Annotated in this window: 11 protein-coding genes; 8 read left to right on the forward strand and 3 right to left on the reverse strand. The window is 60.9% G+C overall.

Annotation, left to right across the window (positions count from 1 at the left end; translation table 11 throughout):
- The first annotated feature begins 194 nt into the window (after positions 1–194).
- The 5 genes from D8U71_RS15965 to D8U71_RS15985 all read left to right on the forward strand — a co-directional run bounded on the left by D8U71_RS15965 (position 195) and on the right by D8U71_RS15985 (position 7,947).
- Positions 195–2,084, forward strand: a complete 1,890-nt coding sequence (locus D8U71_RS15965) for a DUF1302 domain-containing protein (RefSeq protein WP_110603014.1) — start codon at positions 195–197, stop codon at positions 2,082–2,084.
- 27 nt (positions 2,085–2,111) lie between these two features.
- A complete protein-coding gene (locus tag D8U71_RS15970; RefSeq protein ID WP_024014265.1) occupies positions 2,112–3,476 on the forward strand; it encodes a DUF1329 domain-containing protein in 1,365 nt (454 codons plus the stop codon).
- Positions 3,477–3,651: 175 nt separating this feature from the next.
- On the forward strand, positions 3,652–6,387 hold the full coding sequence (locus D8U71_RS15975; RefSeq protein WP_130888188.1) for a LuxR C-terminal-related transcriptional regulator: 2,736 nt from the start codon (positions 3,652–3,654) through the stop codon (positions 6,385–6,387).
- A 60-nt stretch (positions 6,388–6,447) separates the two neighbouring features.
- Positions 6,448–7,092, forward strand: a complete 645-nt coding sequence (locus D8U71_RS15980; RefSeq protein ID WP_024014263.1) for an MBL fold metallo-hydrolase — start codon at positions 6,448–6,450, stop codon at positions 7,090–7,092.
- 120 nt (positions 7,093–7,212) lie between these two features.
- The gene (locus D8U71_RS15985) at positions 7,213–7,947 is read left to right on the forward strand and encodes an OmpA family protein (RefSeq protein WP_076564082.1); all 735 of its coding nucleotides are present in this window, start codon (positions 7,213–7,215) and stop codon (positions 7,945–7,947) included.
- 256 nt (positions 7,948–8,203) lie between these two features.
- Here the strand turns inward: D8U71_RS15985 and D8U71_RS15995 are convergent, their stop codons facing one another.
- Positions 8,204–8,638, reverse strand: a complete 435-nt coding sequence (locus tag D8U71_RS15995; protein ID WP_016773251.1) for a DUF1043 family protein — start codon at positions 8,636–8,638, stop codon at positions 8,204–8,206.
- A gap of 144 nt (positions 8,639–8,782) precedes the next feature.
- On the opposite strand from D8U71_RS15995, the gene D8U71_RS16000 reads away from it, so the two are divergent.
- The 3 genes from D8U71_RS16000 to zapE all read left to right on the forward strand — a co-directional run bounded on the left by D8U71_RS16000 (position 8,783) and on the right by zapE (position 11,977).
- Positions 8,783–9,412: an alpha/beta fold hydrolase gene (locus D8U71_RS16000; protein WP_130888249.1), complete on the forward strand. Its 630-nt coding sequence runs from the start codon at positions 8,783–8,785 to the stop codon at positions 9,410–9,412.
- A gap of 24 nt (positions 9,413–9,436) precedes the next feature.
- On the forward strand, positions 9,437–10,792 hold the full coding sequence (locus D8U71_RS16005) for a tryptophan--tRNA ligase (RefSeq protein ID WP_130888190.1): 1,356 nt from the start codon (positions 9,437–9,439) through the stop codon (positions 10,790–10,792).
- A gap of 90 nt (positions 10,793–10,882) precedes the next feature.
- A complete protein-coding gene (gene zapE / locus D8U71_RS16010) occupies positions 10,883–11,977 on the forward strand; it encodes a cell division protein ZapE (protein WP_016773254.1) in 1,095 nt (364 codons plus the stop codon).
- Positions 11,978–12,022: 45 nt separating this feature from the next.
- On the opposite strand, the gene D8U71_RS16015 is transcribed toward zapE, so the two are convergent.
- The gene (locus D8U71_RS16015; RefSeq protein WP_130888191.1) at positions 12,023–13,009 is read right to left on the reverse strand and encodes an asparaginase; all 987 of its coding nucleotides are present in this window, start codon (positions 13,007–13,009) and stop codon (positions 12,023–12,025) included.
- A gap of 65 nt (positions 13,010–13,074) precedes the next feature.
- On the reverse strand, positions 13,075–14,280 hold the full coding sequence (locus D8U71_RS16020; protein WP_130888192.1) for a hypothetical protein: 1,206 nt from the start codon (positions 14,278–14,280) through the stop codon (positions 13,075–13,077).
- Positions 14,281–14,283: the final 3 nt, after the last annotated feature.

The raw sequence follows: 14,283 nt of genomic DNA on the forward strand, positions 1-14,283 counted from the left end.
AATCACACTTTAGAGGGATCAAGCACTACCACCCGCTGGCTATAGTCCGCTCAAGGACTTTTTGAAAACGGAGCACACGCACTGAACGGGGCGAGCAACTCTGGAACGATTTCGGGCAGCCCTGGCGCCCGGTCCTCCACAGCGTTTTTAAAAGTACTCACTGCCATAACAATAATGCACATGGAGTAGCGTCGATGACCTCAGTAAACCAGTTCTGGCGCCGGGCGAAACTGCCTCTGGCGGTCAGTCTTGCCTCCTCGCTCGCCGGGCCTGCATTCGGCGTCAGTTTCAACGTCGGTGAAATCGAAGGCCAGTTCGACTCGTCCCTGTCGATCGGTGCCAGTTGGTCTACTCAGAGCCCGAACAAGAATCTTATTGGCGTCAACAACGGCGGCCGTGGCCTGTCGCAGACTTCAGATGATGGGCACGCCAACTTCAAGAGCGGCGAAACCTTCTCGAAGATCTTCAAGGGCATCCATGACCTCGAACTGAAATACGGCGACACCGGCGTGTTCGTCCGTGGCAAGTACTGGTACGACTTCGAACTGAAGGACGAGAGCCGCGAGTTCAAGGACATCAGCGACAGCAACCGCAAAGAGGGCGCCAAGTCCTCCGGCGGGCAGATCCTCGATGCCTTCGTCTACCACAACTACGCGATCGCCGATCAGCCGGGTTCCGTGCGTCTGGGCAAGCAGGTAGTGAGCTGGGGTGAAAGTACCTTCATCGGCGGCGGCATCAACTCGATCAACCCGATCGACGTCTCCGCGTTCCGTCGTCCGGGCGCCGAGATCAAGGAAGGCCTGATCCCGGTCAACATGTTCTACGTGTCGCAGAGCCTCACCGATAACCTCTCGGCCGAAGCGTTCTACCAACTGGAATGGGATCAGACCGTCGTCGACAACTGCGGCACCTTCTTCTCCCAGCCAGACATCGTTGCCGACGGTTGCGACAACAATTTGCGCGTACTGAACAAGCGTTCGCAGATTCCGGCGATCGCTTTGGGGCCGTTGGCCGCCAACGGTGTGAACGTCGACCAAGAAGGCGTGCTGGTGCGCCGTGGGCCGGACCGTGACGCGCGTGACAGCGGTCAGTGGGGCGCGTCCCTCAAATACATGTTCGAGCCACTCGACACCGAGTTCGGCGCCTACTTCATGAACTACCACAGCCGTGCGCCGATTTTCAGCGCCACCGGCGCACCGCAGTCGGTCTACAACACTGCCGCCGCGCTGCCGGGGCCGTTTGCCGCACTCGCACCGCTGCTGGTTGCGGGCAACTCCAATTACTTCATCGAATACCCGGAAGACATTCGTCTCTACGGTCTGAGCTTCTCCACCACCCTGCCTACCGGTACGGCGTGGAGCGGTGAGATCAGCTACCGTCCGAACGCGCCGGTACAACTGAACTCCACCGACATCCTGTTTGCCGGCGTGCGTCCGCTGGGCGGCGCGCTGACCAACGCTTCGCTGCTGACCGGCGTGCCGGGTCAGGATCTGCATGGCTATGAGCGCAAGGAAATCACCCAGATCCAGACGACCTTCACGCACTTCTTCGATCAGGTCATGGGCGCCAGCCGTCTGACCCTCGTCGGTGAAGTCGGCGCGACCTACGTCGGTGGCCTGGAAAGCCGTTCCGACAAGCGCTATGGCCGTGACCCGGTCTACGGTCCGGGCGAGTTGCCGGCCACTGGCGGTATCGATACCTGCGCCAACATCCTCAACAACAGCACCATCAACGGTGCAGGTCCCGGTTCGCCGCAGAACAACCGCAGCCGCAATTGCGAAAACGACGGTTTCACCACGTCGATGTCGTGGGGCTACCGTGGTCGGGCGATCTGGGAATACAACGACGTGTTTGCCGGTGTGAACCTCAAGCCGAACGTGGCCTGGTCCCACGACGTCAGCGGTTACTCGCCAGGCCCTGGCGGCAACTTCGAGGAAGGTCGCAAAGCGGTCAGCCTGGGCGTCGACGCCGAATACCAGAACACCTACACCGCGAGCCTGGCTTACACCAATTTCTTCGACGGCAAGTACACCACCGTGGATGACCGCGACTTCGTGGCGCTCAGCTTCGGCGTGAACTTCTAAGCACTGCATTTCAGGACGAACGAATTTATGAAAATAACAAAGAGTCTGTTCCACGCCGGTGTTCTGGGCCTGTCGCTGCTGGCGACCAGTGTCATGGCGGCGGTGCCTGCTGCCGAAGCGGACAAACTGGGCAAGAGCCTGACGCCGATGGGCGCGGAAATGGCCGGTAATGCCGACGGTTCGATCCCGGCCTGGAAACCACTGCCGAAGAATGCCGGCAGCGTCGACAGCAAAGGCTTCCTGTCCAACCCTTACGCCAGTGAGCAACCGCTGTTCACCATCACTGCCAAGGATGTCGACAAGTACAAGGACAAGCTTGCCCCGGGCCAGTACGCGATGTTCAAGCGCTATCCGGAAACCTTCAAGATGCCGGTCTATCCGTCCCATCGCGGCGCCACCGTGCCGGATGACGTGTTCGCCGCGATCAAGAAGAACGCCACCAGCACCAACCTGGTGTCCGGCGGCAACGGTCTGGAAAACTTCGATACCGCCGTGCCGTTCCCGATCCCGAAAACCGGCGTGGAAGTGATCTGGAACCACATCACCCGCTATCGCGGCGGCAGCGTGACCCGTCTGGTGACCCAGGCCACGCCGCAACCGAACGGCTCGTACAGCCTGGTGTACTTCCAGGATCAGTTCGTGTTTCGCGACAAGATGAAGGACTACGATCCGGCGAACCCGGGCAACATCCTGTTCTACTTCAAGCAGAAAGTGACCGCGCCGGCGCGTCTGGCCGGTGGCGTACTGCTGGTGCACGAGACGCTCGATCAGGTCAAGGAGCCGCGTTCGGCGTGGGTCTACAACGCCGGTCAGCGTCGTGTGCGCCGTGCACCACAAGTGTCGTATGACGGCCCGGGTACCGCCGCCGACGGCCTGCGTACTTCCGACAACCTCGACATGTACAACGGTGCCCCGGATCGCTACGACTGGAAGCTTGAAGGCAAGAAGGAAATGTACATCGCCTCCGACAGCTACAAGCTCGACGATCCGAAGCTGAAGTACTCGGACATCATCAAGGCCGGCCACATCAATCAGGACCTGGCACGCTACGAGCTGCGCCGCGTCTGGCACGTGGTCGCGACCCTGAAGGAAGGCCAGCGCCACATCTACGCCAAGCGTGACTTCTACATCGACGAGGACACCTGGCAGGCAGCGGTCATCGACCACTATGACGGTCGTGGCCAACTGTGGCGTGTAGCCGAGGCACATGCCGAGAACTACTACGACAAGCAAGTGCCGTGGTACGCCCTCGAAACCCTCTACGACCTGCAGTCCGGCCGCTATCTGGCACTGGGCATGAAGAACGAAGAGAAGCAGGCGTATGACTTTGGCTTCACCGCCACCACCAGCGACTTCACTCCGGCCGCCCTGCGTCAGGATGGTGTTCGCTAAACCTGCGTAAACCCGAGGCCGCATCCTCGTGAAAACGCCCCGACCGGTTCGGGGCGTTTTTGTGTCTGTAGCCTTTTTGTAGCCATTTGTAGCAGTGACCTTCATTACCTCTTCGTTTAAGGCTAGGCTGCGGACATCTGCAACGCCGCCAATCGCCTTCGAACAAGAGCCGGCCATGACTGATCTGTCCCCACTTCCGGGTCCCGCAAGCATCACCGTCGCAGCACTGGACGGGCGTTTTTTCCGCCCGCCGCTGCCTGATGGCTATGTCTTGCGGCCGCGCCTTTGCCAGCGTCTGCAGGCCGGGCTCGGAGGTCGGTTGCTGCTGGTCAGCGCCCCGGCCGGGTTCGGCAAAAGCTCGCTGGCGGTGGAGTTCTGTCAAAGCCTGCCGGCGCATTGGCAAAGTCTCTGGCTGGGCTTGAGCCCACGAGACAGTGATCCCGGACGTTTTCTCGAGCGCTTGCTTGAAGGGCTACAGGACTATTTTCCTGCGTTGGGCGCTGGTGCCCTCGGCCTGTTGAAAATGCGTCAGCGCCATCAACCATTCGCGTTCGAAGAGTGGCTCGACGGTCTGCTCGATGAGCTGGCGCTGCATCTCGATCCTGCTGCACCGCTGCTGCTGGTACTCGACGACTACCACCTTGCCCAGGGGCCGGTGCTGGATCGTTGCCTGCAATTCTTCCTCAATCATCTGCCCGATGGCTTGCTGGTGATGGTCACCAGCCGTCAGCGCCCGGACTGGCATCTGGCGCGTCTGCGCCTGTCGCGGCAGTTGCTCGAGCTGCACGAACAGGATTTGCGCCTGACCCACGACGAAGCCCTGACCTTGCTCGATCGCCACAGCAGCTCACTGCGCGGCGAAGCACTGGAAAGCCTGATCCAGCGCAGCGAAGGCTGGGTCGCCGGTCTGCGCTTCTGGCTGCTGGCGGTGGCCGAGGCGGGCAACGATGCCGCGCTGCCGCAAGCACTGAACGGCGGCGAAGGGCTGATACGCGATTATCTGCTCGAAGAAGTCATCGATTGCCTGCCGGTCGAAGTGCAATCGTTTCTCTACGAAACAGCTCCGCAGGAACGCTTTTGCAGCGAGCTCTGCGACGCCGTCCGCGAAGCCCATGACAGCGCCGAGATCCTGCGCTTTCTCCTCGCTCACCAAGTGTTTCTGGTGCCGCTGGACGAGCACGGTCATTGGTATCGCTATCACCATCTGTTCTCCGACTTGTTGCGCAGCCGGCCGATCGCCCAGGCAATGGTGCCCAACGCCACCCTGCATTTGCGCGCCTGCCGCTGGTTCAATGCGCAAGGCTTGCTCGACGAGGCGGTGGAACAGGCGTTGCGTGCCGGGCATCTCGATGTCGCGGCAAATCTCGTACAGAACCTGTCCGAAGAACAGCTGCTCGCCGAGCAGAACGTCGGCATGCTGCTGCGCTGGAAAATGGACTTGCCCGACAGTCTGCTGATCAGCACGCCACGGCTGATTGTGCTCTACAGCTGGGCGCTGGGGCTGGCCTGTCAGCTCGATGCCGCTGAAGAGCTGGCCAGCCATTTGAGCCGTTTCCTGCCGGCGCCTTCGGCCACTGCGCAGAAATCCATGCTGGCGCAATGGCTGGCGCTGAGCGGGATCATCGCTCGCGGACGCGGCCATCGCGAACTGACCCTGCGCTATGGCAGTGAAGCGCTGGAGAGCCTGCCGGCCAAGCGTTATGGCCAGCGGCTGATGTGCCTGTCGACCCTGTCCAATCTGGCGATCGCCGACGGCGATCTGTGGCGCGCCCGTGGCCTGAACCGCGAATCCCTCGAGCTGGCACAGCGGGTTGGCAATCCATTATTCGAAGCACTCGCGCATTACGACAGGGCGCGGGTTCTGCAATCGCGGGGCGAGATTCTGCGCGCGCTGGATGAAGTGCATCAGGGCCTGGAACGCTTGCGCGGTCTGTCGCCGCAACGACTGTACGCCGTGCGCGCGCGGCTGACGTTGTATGAAGGTTTCCTGCTGGCGATGCGTTTGCAGCCGCAAGCCGCACGTGTGCGTCTGCTGGCCGGGATTGGCGAGGCGCGCGCCTGTCGCGACATCAGCGTGCTGATCGGCCACTGCGTGATTGCCCGCCTCGACGGCGCCAGCGGCGAGTTCGCCAAGGCCTTCGCCGAACTCGCCGAAGCCGAACGTCTGATGCACATCTGGGACGTACCGCCGATTTACTATCTGGCGATGATCACTCTGGTCAAATGCGAGCTGTGGCTGGCTCAGGGCCGGATTGATCTTGCCGAGGCTTGGCTTGCACGATTGGGCCAGACCTACACCGGCGAAAACGCTGCGGCGCCACCGGAGTTTCATCCACAGCTGCCGCTGCATGTGGAACTGCAACAGGCGCTGCTCGATGTGATTCAGGGGCAACCGATGCTTGCCGAAGGGCGCTTGAACGTGTTGCATGAAAACGGCCAGCAGACCGGGCGGCAGTTGCTAAGCGTGATGGCGTTGACGCAGAAGGTAGCGCTGTTGCTGTCCGGTGGGCGCGAGCCCGAGGCGCGCAAAGTGTTGAGTCAGGCCCTGGAAGCAGCGGCCGGCGGCGTCTTCCAGCCCTTCGATGCGCTGCTGAAAAGTCATGCCGACTGGATGCGCGGGCAATTGCAGGCGCTTTCCTGCAACGCCGTCAGCCAGCAATTGCTCACACATTTCCCAACAGCCGCGCCGCGCCCGACCGTGGAAAGCTCCGCTACCGAACAACTCAGCAGCCGTGAACTGGCGGTGCTGCGTCTGATCGCTCAGGGCTGTTCCAATCAGGAAATCAGCGAGCAGTTGTTCATTTCCCTTCACACCGTGAAAACCCACGCCAGCCATATCAACAGCAAGCTCGGGGTTGAGCGGCGTACGCAGGCCGTGGCGCGGGCGAAGGCATTGGGGTTATTGCTCTAGCGACGGTAAAATTCGCCATCGGCCGTTGCCAACGGCGTTGACCCTGTCCAGGATTTTTCCATGACCACGCCCAGCCCTGCGCTTATCCGCGAAACCTTCCCCGTCGGCCCGCTCCAGTGCAACTGCACCATCATCGGCGACCCAATCACCAAAAAAGCCATCGTCGTCGACCCGGGCGGCAACCCGGACCTGATCATGGCGCGCCTCGATGCCCATGGCCTGAAAGTCGTCAGCATCATCCATACCCACGCGCATCTCGATCACTTTCTCGCTTCAGGGCAGATGAAGGAGAAAACCGGTGCGACCCTGCATCTGCACAAGGAAGACCAGTTCCTCTGGGACAACCTCGAAATGCAGTGCCAGATGTTCGGCGTGCCGTACACCCCGGTGCCGTCGCCGGATCGTTGGCTGAGCGATGACGAAGAACTCGCCTGCGGTTGCGGCGTGGCCCTGCACACGCCGGGCCATACACCCGGGTCCATGAGCTTTTGGTTTTCCGAGGCTAAGCTGTTGATAGCCGGCGACACGCTGTTTCGTCGAGGGGTAGGACGTACGGATTTGTGGGGTGGCGATCAGGCGACCATCGTGCGTTCGATCAAGCAGCGGCTGTATACGCTGGACGAGGATGCAACGGTTGTCACCGGGCACGGCCCGGATACGCGTCTGGGTGATGAGATGCGTGAGAACCCGTTTGTGCGTGCCTGAATTTTTTGTCACGGGCAGCGGGCGGAATTTTTAGGCATTGTCATGATCCAACGCCCGCGCAGGTCCATTGATTGATCAGTGGCCGCTGCACCACAGAATGCAAAAAACCAGGAGCTCTCCATGTTCACCACGCGTCGTTTGATTATTGTCGCTACTGCCGTGGCCGTGCTGTCCGGCTGCGCCTCGCCCAATCCGTATGACAATCAGGGTCAGGCCGACGGTGGCTCGCAAGGCATGAGCAAAACCGCCAAATACGGTGGCCTCGGTGCGCTGGCCGGTGCACTCGCCGGTGCCGCCATCGGACACGACAACCGTGGCAAGGGCGCCTTGATCGGCGCTGCCGTGGTCGGTGCCTCCGCAGCAGGCTACGGCTACTACGCCGACCAGCAGGAAAAGAAACTGCGCGCGAGCATGGCCAACACTGGCGTTGAAGTGCAGCGTCAGGGCGATCAGATCAAGCTGATCATGCCGGGCAACATCACCTTCGCCACCGATTCGGCGAACATCGCACCGAGCTTCTACCAGCCTCTGAACAACCTGGCCAACTCGTTGAAAGAGTTCAGCCAGAACCAGATCGAAATCGTCGGCTACACCGACAGCACCGGCAGCCGCCAGCACAACATGGACCTGTCCCAGCGTCGTGCGCAGAGCGTCGCGACCTACCTGACCTCGCAAGGCGTCAGCGGTGCCAACCTGTCAGCCCGTGGCGCCGGCCCGGATAACCCGATTGCCAGTAACGGTGACGTCAACGGCCGCGCGCAGAACCGCCGGGTCGAGGTCAACCTGAAGGCTATTCCGGGTCAGCAGTATGGTGGTCAGCAGCAACAGCCGGGCACGGTGCAGCAGTATCCGTAAGCGATTGCCTGATTGAAGAAATGCCCGGTCCTGTGATTCGGGCATTTTTTTGTGTCATCTGTGCCGGCCCTTTCGCGGGCAAGCCCGCTCCCACAGGTATTGGTGGCGTACCCAAAATCTGTGTTCCACACCTGACCCCTGTGGGAGCGGGCTTGCCCGCGAAGAGGCCAGTGTTGTCACCGCAAAATCAGCCGATACAAAAAAGCCCCCGGACACCAGCATTGTCCGGGGGCTTTTTGTTGGGCGCGAAACCCGATTACTTCTTCAAACCATAATGCTCATCGAGCATGCCAGGGGAATTTGGCGATTTCGGCGCATAGTCACGCGGTGGTTCCTGATCGCGCGGTGGCGTCAGGCGTTCGCGTGGTGCCTGCGCTGCGTCGGCGTGCAGGGCGGCGATCAGGCGCTGGCGGGTCTGCTCGTCCAGGGCCAGACGATTGGCGCCCTCGGCGAGGTGGTCCTGCACTTCCTGATAGCTCTGGGTCAGTTTCTTGACCAGCATCGCGGTGCTGTTGAAGTGGGTGACCACTTCGTTCTGATAACTGTCGAAACGCTCCTGGATATCATCCAGTTGACGCTGCGTACGGCTCGGTGCGGCGTTCGGCGCAACGCGCGCGATCAGGAATCCAATGGCGACACCCACAACCAGGGCAAGAGTCGGTAACAACCAAACTAAGAGCGAGTGTTCCACGAGTCCTTCCTCTATAAACGGCTTTGCTTTACGTTAACGGCTCGAACCTGCGCTGTATACCGCGATTCACTCGCAATAGATTGGCACAGACAATTTGCTAGACGAGTCGACCCGATTCGAGGTCACGGAGTTCCTCCCTTGCTGATGCGTGAAACCCCTGTAGTGATTGACGGCCCTGTCGGCCAAATTGAGGCTTTGTATCTGGATAACGAGCAGCCGCGCGGCATCGCGCTGATCTGCCATCCGAACCCGGTACAGGGCGGCACCATGCTCAACAAGGTCGTCTCGACCCTGCAGCGCACCGCGCGCGACGCAGGCCTGATCACCTTGCGTTTCAACTATCGCGGCGTCGGCGCCAGCCAGGGCACGCACGACATGGGCACCGGCGAAGTCGACGACGCTCAGGCCGCAGCTACATGGCTGCGGGAAAAACACCCGGATCTGCCGCTGACCCTGTTCGGTTTCTCCTTCGGCGGATTTGTTGCAGCAAGTCTCGGCGGCCGTCTCGAAGCCCAGGGCGTCCAGCTTGCACACCTGTTCATGGTTGCCCCGGCGGTGATGCGTCTGGGCGAGCAGGATCAACTGCCGCAGCACGGCGGGTTGACCGTGATCCAGCCGGAAACCGATGAAGTCATCGATCCGCAACTGGTCTACCGGTGGTCGGAACAACTCCAGCGCCCCCATGAGCTGCTGAAAGTGGCAGAATGCGGACACTTTTTTCACGGCAAGCTGACCGATCTCAAAGATCTGCTGCTGCCGCGTCTCTCGAATTGATTGCAGTCTGACAAGCGATTACCCATGACCAACCGTACCCGCATTCTCACCGGCATCACCACCACTGGCACGCCGCACCTGGGCAACTACGCCGGCGCGATTCGCCCGGCAATCCTCGCCAGCCGCGACAGCCAGGCCGATTCGTTCTATTTCCTGGCCGACTACCACGCCCTGATCAAATGCGATGACCCGCTGCGCATCCAGCGCTCGCGTCTGGAAATCGCCGCGACCTGGCTGGCCGGTGGCCTCGATGTCGATCGGGTGACCTTCTACCGCCAGTCCGACATCCCGGAAATTCCCGAGCTGACCTGGCTGCTGACCTGCGTCGCTGCCAAGGGCCTGCTCAACCGCGCGCACGCCTACAAGGCCTCGGTGGACAAGAACGTTGAGACGGGTGAAGACCCGGACGCCGGTATCACCATGGGCCTGTACAGCTATCCGGTGCTGATGGCGGCGGACATTCTGATGTTCAACGCGCACAAGGTGCCGGTCGGTCGCGATCAGATTCAGCACGTGGAAATGGCCCGCGATATCGGTCAGCGTTTCAACCATCTGTTCGGCCAGGGCAGAGAGTTCTTCACCATGCCCGAAGCGCTGATCGAAGAAAGCGTGGCCACCTTGCCGGGCCTCGACGGTCGCAAGATGTCGAAGAGCTACGACAACACCATTCCGCTGTTCTCCAGCGCCAAAGAGATGAAGGACGCGATCTCGCGGATCGTCACCGACTCCAAGGCCCCGGGCGAAGCGAAAGATCCCGATAACTCGCACCTGTTCACTCTGTTCCAGGCCTTCGCCACTCCGGCGCAGGCTGACGAGTTCCGCAGCGAGCTACTCGGTGGTCTGGGCTGGGGTGAAGCGAAGAATCGCCTGTTCCAGTTGCTCGACAACGATCTCGGCGAAGCGCGCGAGAAGTATCACCAGTTGATCGAGCGTCCTGCGGATCTGGAAGACATCCTGCAGATCGGTGCGAAGAAGGCCCGCGCCGTGGCCACGCCGTTCCTCAATGAATTGCGCGAAGCCGTTGGCCTGCGTTCTTTCGTCAATCAGGTTCAGGTCGCCGCGACTACCAAGAAAAAAGCCGCGAAAGCCGCACGTTTCGTCAGCTTCCGCGAGGACGACGGCAGCTTCCGTTTCCGTCTGCTGGCGGCCGATGGCGAGCAATTGCTGCTGTCGCGCAACTTCGCCGACGGCAAAACTGCCGGCCAGGTGACCAAACAGTTGCAGTCCGGCGAGCCGCTGGACGTGCGTATTGAAGAATTGAGCTTCAGCGTCTGGCTGGCCGGTGAGTGCGTGGGCGACAGCCCGGCGTTTGCCGACATCGGTGCGCGGGACGCCGCCATCGAGGCGTTGCGCGTCGCACTGACTCCAGCTCAAGACTGATCGGCGGCACGACCCGACCAAGGGCCGATTGCCATTCCCACAGGCCGTCGCTACAGTGACGGCCCGTTTTTGTTGCCTTGCTAACGAATTATGACGCCCCTAGAACGATATCAAGCTGATCTGAAACGCCCGGACTTCTTCCATGACGCCGCGCAGGAAACTGCTGTGCGTCACTTGCAGCGTCTGTACGACGACTTGATCGCCGCCGACCAGAACAAGCCGGGTTTGCTCGGCAAGCTGTTTGGCAAAAAGGATCAGGCACCGGTCAAGGGCCTGTATTTCTGGGGCGGCGTCGGTCGCGGCAAGACATACCTGGTCGACACCTTCTTCGAAGCGCTGCCGTTCAAGGAAAAGACCCGCACGCACTTCCACCGCTTCATGAAGCGTGTGCACGAAGAAATGAAGACCCTGGGCGGCGAGAAGAACCCGCTGACCATCATCGCCAAGCGCTTCGCGGCCGAGTCGCGGGTGATCTGCTTCGATGAATTCTTCGTCTCCGACATCACTGACGCGATGATCCTCGGCACGCTGATGGAAGAACTGTTCAAGAACGGCGTGACCCTCGTCGCGACGTCGAACATCGTTCCGGACGGCCTGTACAAGGATGGCCTGCAGCGCGCGCGCTTCCTCCCGGCCATCGCGCTGATCAAGCAGAACACCGAGATCGTCAACGTCGACAGCGGCGTCGATTATCGTCTGCGTCACCTCGAGCAAGCCGAGCTGTTCCACTATCCGCTCGACGAAGCCGCGCACGAAAGCCTGCGCAAGAGCTTCAAGGCACTGACGCCGGAGTGCACGGCAGCGGTGGAAAACGATGTGCTGATCATCGAGAACCGCGAAATCCGCGCTCTGCGCACCTGCGACGACGTGGCCTGGTTCGATTTCCGCGAACTGTGTGACGGCCCGCGCAGCCAGAACGACTACATCGAACTGGGCAAGATCTTCCACGCCGTGCTGCTCAGCGGCGTCGAGCAGATGAGCGTCACCACCGACGACATCGCCCGTCGCTTCATCAACATGGTCGACGAGTTCTACGACCGCAACGTCAAACTGATCATTTCTGCCGAAGTCGAGCTGAAGGATCTGTACACCGGCGGACGGCTGACCTTCGAGTTCCAGCGCACGCTGAGCCGACTGCTGGAAATGCAATCTCACGAATTCCTGTCGCGGGCGCACAAGCCTTAAACGGAGTTTCGGCAACGAACAAGGCCTGCGATTGCAGGCCTTTTTTCATGGCGTGGATTCAGCGAGGCATTTGACCAACTGTGCTTGCTGTCGGCAGGCAACCAGAAGCCATAACAGGATTCTCGCTTTGCGCGGGCAGAGAAATCCTGCCATGACGGCGCCTTTGCGCGTGAGATCGATTTCACTGCCGGCGAAGCCATACGTCGCTTGCGCCGTCGCGCCGCAACCGGTGCGGGTGGCAATGATCACCGGGATGTGCCGGGCGATGCCTTCGATGACCTCGGCCCAGTGCGTGGAAACATGGCCTGCACCAAAGCCGGCGATCACCAGGCCGTCGTAACCCGACTCGACTATCTTGTCCAACAGCATACTGTCCGCACCAAGTGATGCTTCCAGCAACGCGATCTTCGGGAGCGTGTCTTGCGGCATCGGCAATACATGGCGCGCAACGGGCGGCTGAAAGTAGCGCGGTGCGCTTTCGACCAACAAGCCGGCAGGACCGGTCAAGGGCGAGGCGAAGGCGTGCATGGCCATTGAATCGACCTTGCGCACGCTATTGGCGCGGTGAATCTCGCCGTTGATAACCACCTGTGCTCCGCGCCCATGACTGCATGTCGCCAACGCAACGCGACCGGCATCCAGCAGGTTTGCCGGACCGTCAGCCCCCGCTTGCATGGCAGAGCGCATGGCGCCAGTCAGCACCAGTGGCTCGTCGTGCGCCCACAGGTAATCGAAGAAAGTGGCGGATTCCTCCAGAGTGTCCGTGCCCTGGATGATGATGACTGCGCCCACGCCTTGGCTGATCTGCGCGTTGGCCCAGTCCAATACGTTCAAGAGGTATTCGAAATCCAGCGAAGCGCTGGGTAACAGACCGAAAGTCTCGACGGTTGCTCGTGCGAGCATATTCAACTCTGGCACGGTGTTCAGCAACGCTTCGCCGGACACCGCCGGAACGACGCCTTGGCCGTCTTGCGTCGATTGCATGCTGACAGTGCCGCCGAGCGCGGCAATGGCCAGTTTTGGCAGTTCCATGTGATACCTCGCGAAGAACCGGCTGTTCTGGAGACGATCCAGAAGCCAGCCGGGGCAGGATAAAGTCAGTGGATGGCGAGCCATCCAACGATTGGCAGGATCAAAAGCGTACTGAGGGCCATCGACAACACATTGCCGATAAAGCCATGCATAAAGCCTGGCAGCCTCTGTGCGAGGGCGCAGGCCACTGGCGGGGCGATCAGGGCGCCGAGCAGCGCACTGGAGATGATCACTTGCCAAGCGCCGCCGAAGGTAAGGATCGCAGCCGGAACAACGGACACCAGCGGCACATAAGTCGGATACCAACCGCGCTCCATCCACTGCCTGCGCCAGATCAACACGCCCAGTGCCGAGGTCAGCGCCTGACCGGCCAGCAGTTGCGGCAGCAGACCGGTGCCGTAGACGGGGCTCATGGGGTTCAACGTGAATGCGAGCAACGCACCGACAATCAGTCCCAGGCTCGCCCATTCATTGCCGAAGAAAGGTGCTTCGGAGAAATCCGCCAAGACCCGGCGCATGCTCCATACCACGCCATAATCCGGCGCCTTGCCGGACTCGGTGACGCTGACTTCCTCGGCAGCCGGCTCGAGCTGCGCTGGTCTCACCAGGCTTGGCACGTAGCGACAAAGCACGAAGGCGCCGATGCTGGCGATGGCCATGCCCGAAACATTGCCAATCACCACGGGCAGACCGAGTGGGTTGCATACGTAATTGACCATCAGCAGGCACAGCGGTGTCACGCACAGTGCGCCCATGATTGCGCCGTTAATGGCAACTTTCCAGCCGGCACCGAACATCAGCACCATGGCCGCAGGCAACGACACGAATGCCGCAAAGGTTGGCTGCCAACTGGTGGCGGTGACAGTCCAGCCCCATAGCAGATTGCTCAGCACCAGGCCCAGCAATGAGCTTGTCACCAGCCACGGCCAGAGCCCGCTGCCGTAACAGATGGTGAAGCCTTGCCAGGCTTTTCCCGTTCGATTCGCCCAATAGCCCAAATATGCACCAGCCAGTAGGCCGATCGAGGCAAACTCGTGTTTATAGAATGCTACCTCGCTGATATCCCCGAGCACCCAGCGCAGCCAGGCAGCAGCGTCGGGAAAGCTCGAGACCATATGGCCGTAATCCGGCCAGCGTGCCGACCACAACGAATGATGGGTGAGCGATAGCCAGGCAATCAATGCGGTCGCACCCAGAATCAGGCCGATGATGGCGCTATCCATCGCGGTTCTGGCCACGATTGTTTTGCGTTGCTTTGCGTGAATGTCCATAGC

The organism is Pseudomonas sp. Sample_21 (assembly GCF_004307525.1).
GTDB lineage: Bacteria > Pseudomonadota > Gammaproteobacteria > Pseudomonadales > Pseudomonadaceae > Aquipseudomonas > Aquipseudomonas atacamensis.

Coding starts and splice junctions, on each gene's coding strand:
- D8U71_RS16015 (WP_130888191.1), bottom strand. CDS start 13,009: ATGGAACTGCCAAAACTGGCCATTGCCGCGCTCGGCGGCACTGTCAGC.
- D8U71_RS15970 (WP_024014265.1), top strand. CDS start 2,112: ATGAAAATAACAAAGAGTCTGTTCCACGCCGGTGTTCTGGGCCTGTCG.
- D8U71_RS15975 (WP_130888188.1), top strand. CDS start 3,652: ATGACTGATCTGTCCCCACTTCCGGGTCCCGCAAGCATCACCGTCGCA.
- D8U71_RS16020 (WP_130888192.1), bottom strand. CDS start 14,280: ATGGACATTCACGCAAAGCAACGCAAAACAATCGTGGCCAGAACCGCG.
- D8U71_RS16000 (WP_130888249.1), top strand. CDS start 8,783: ATGCGTGAAACCCCTGTAGTGATTGACGGCCCTGTCGGCCAAATTGAG.
- D8U71_RS15985 (WP_076564082.1), top strand. CDS start 7,213: ATGTTCACCACGCGTCGTTTGATTATTGTCGCTACTGCCGTGGCCGTG.
- D8U71_RS15965 (WP_110603014.1), top strand. CDS start 195: ATGACCTCAGTAAACCAGTTCTGGCGCCGGGCGAAACTGCCTCTGGCG.
- D8U71_RS16005 (WP_130888190.1), top strand. CDS start 9,437: ATGACCAACCGTACCCGCATTCTCACCGGCATCACCACCACTGGCACG.
- D8U71_RS15980 (WP_024014263.1), top strand. CDS start 6,448: ATGACCACGCCCAGCCCTGCGCTTATCCGCGAAACCTTCCCCGTCGGC.
- zapE (WP_016773254.1), top strand. CDS start 10,883: ATGACGCCCCTAGAACGATATCAAGCTGATCTGAAACGCCCGGACTTC.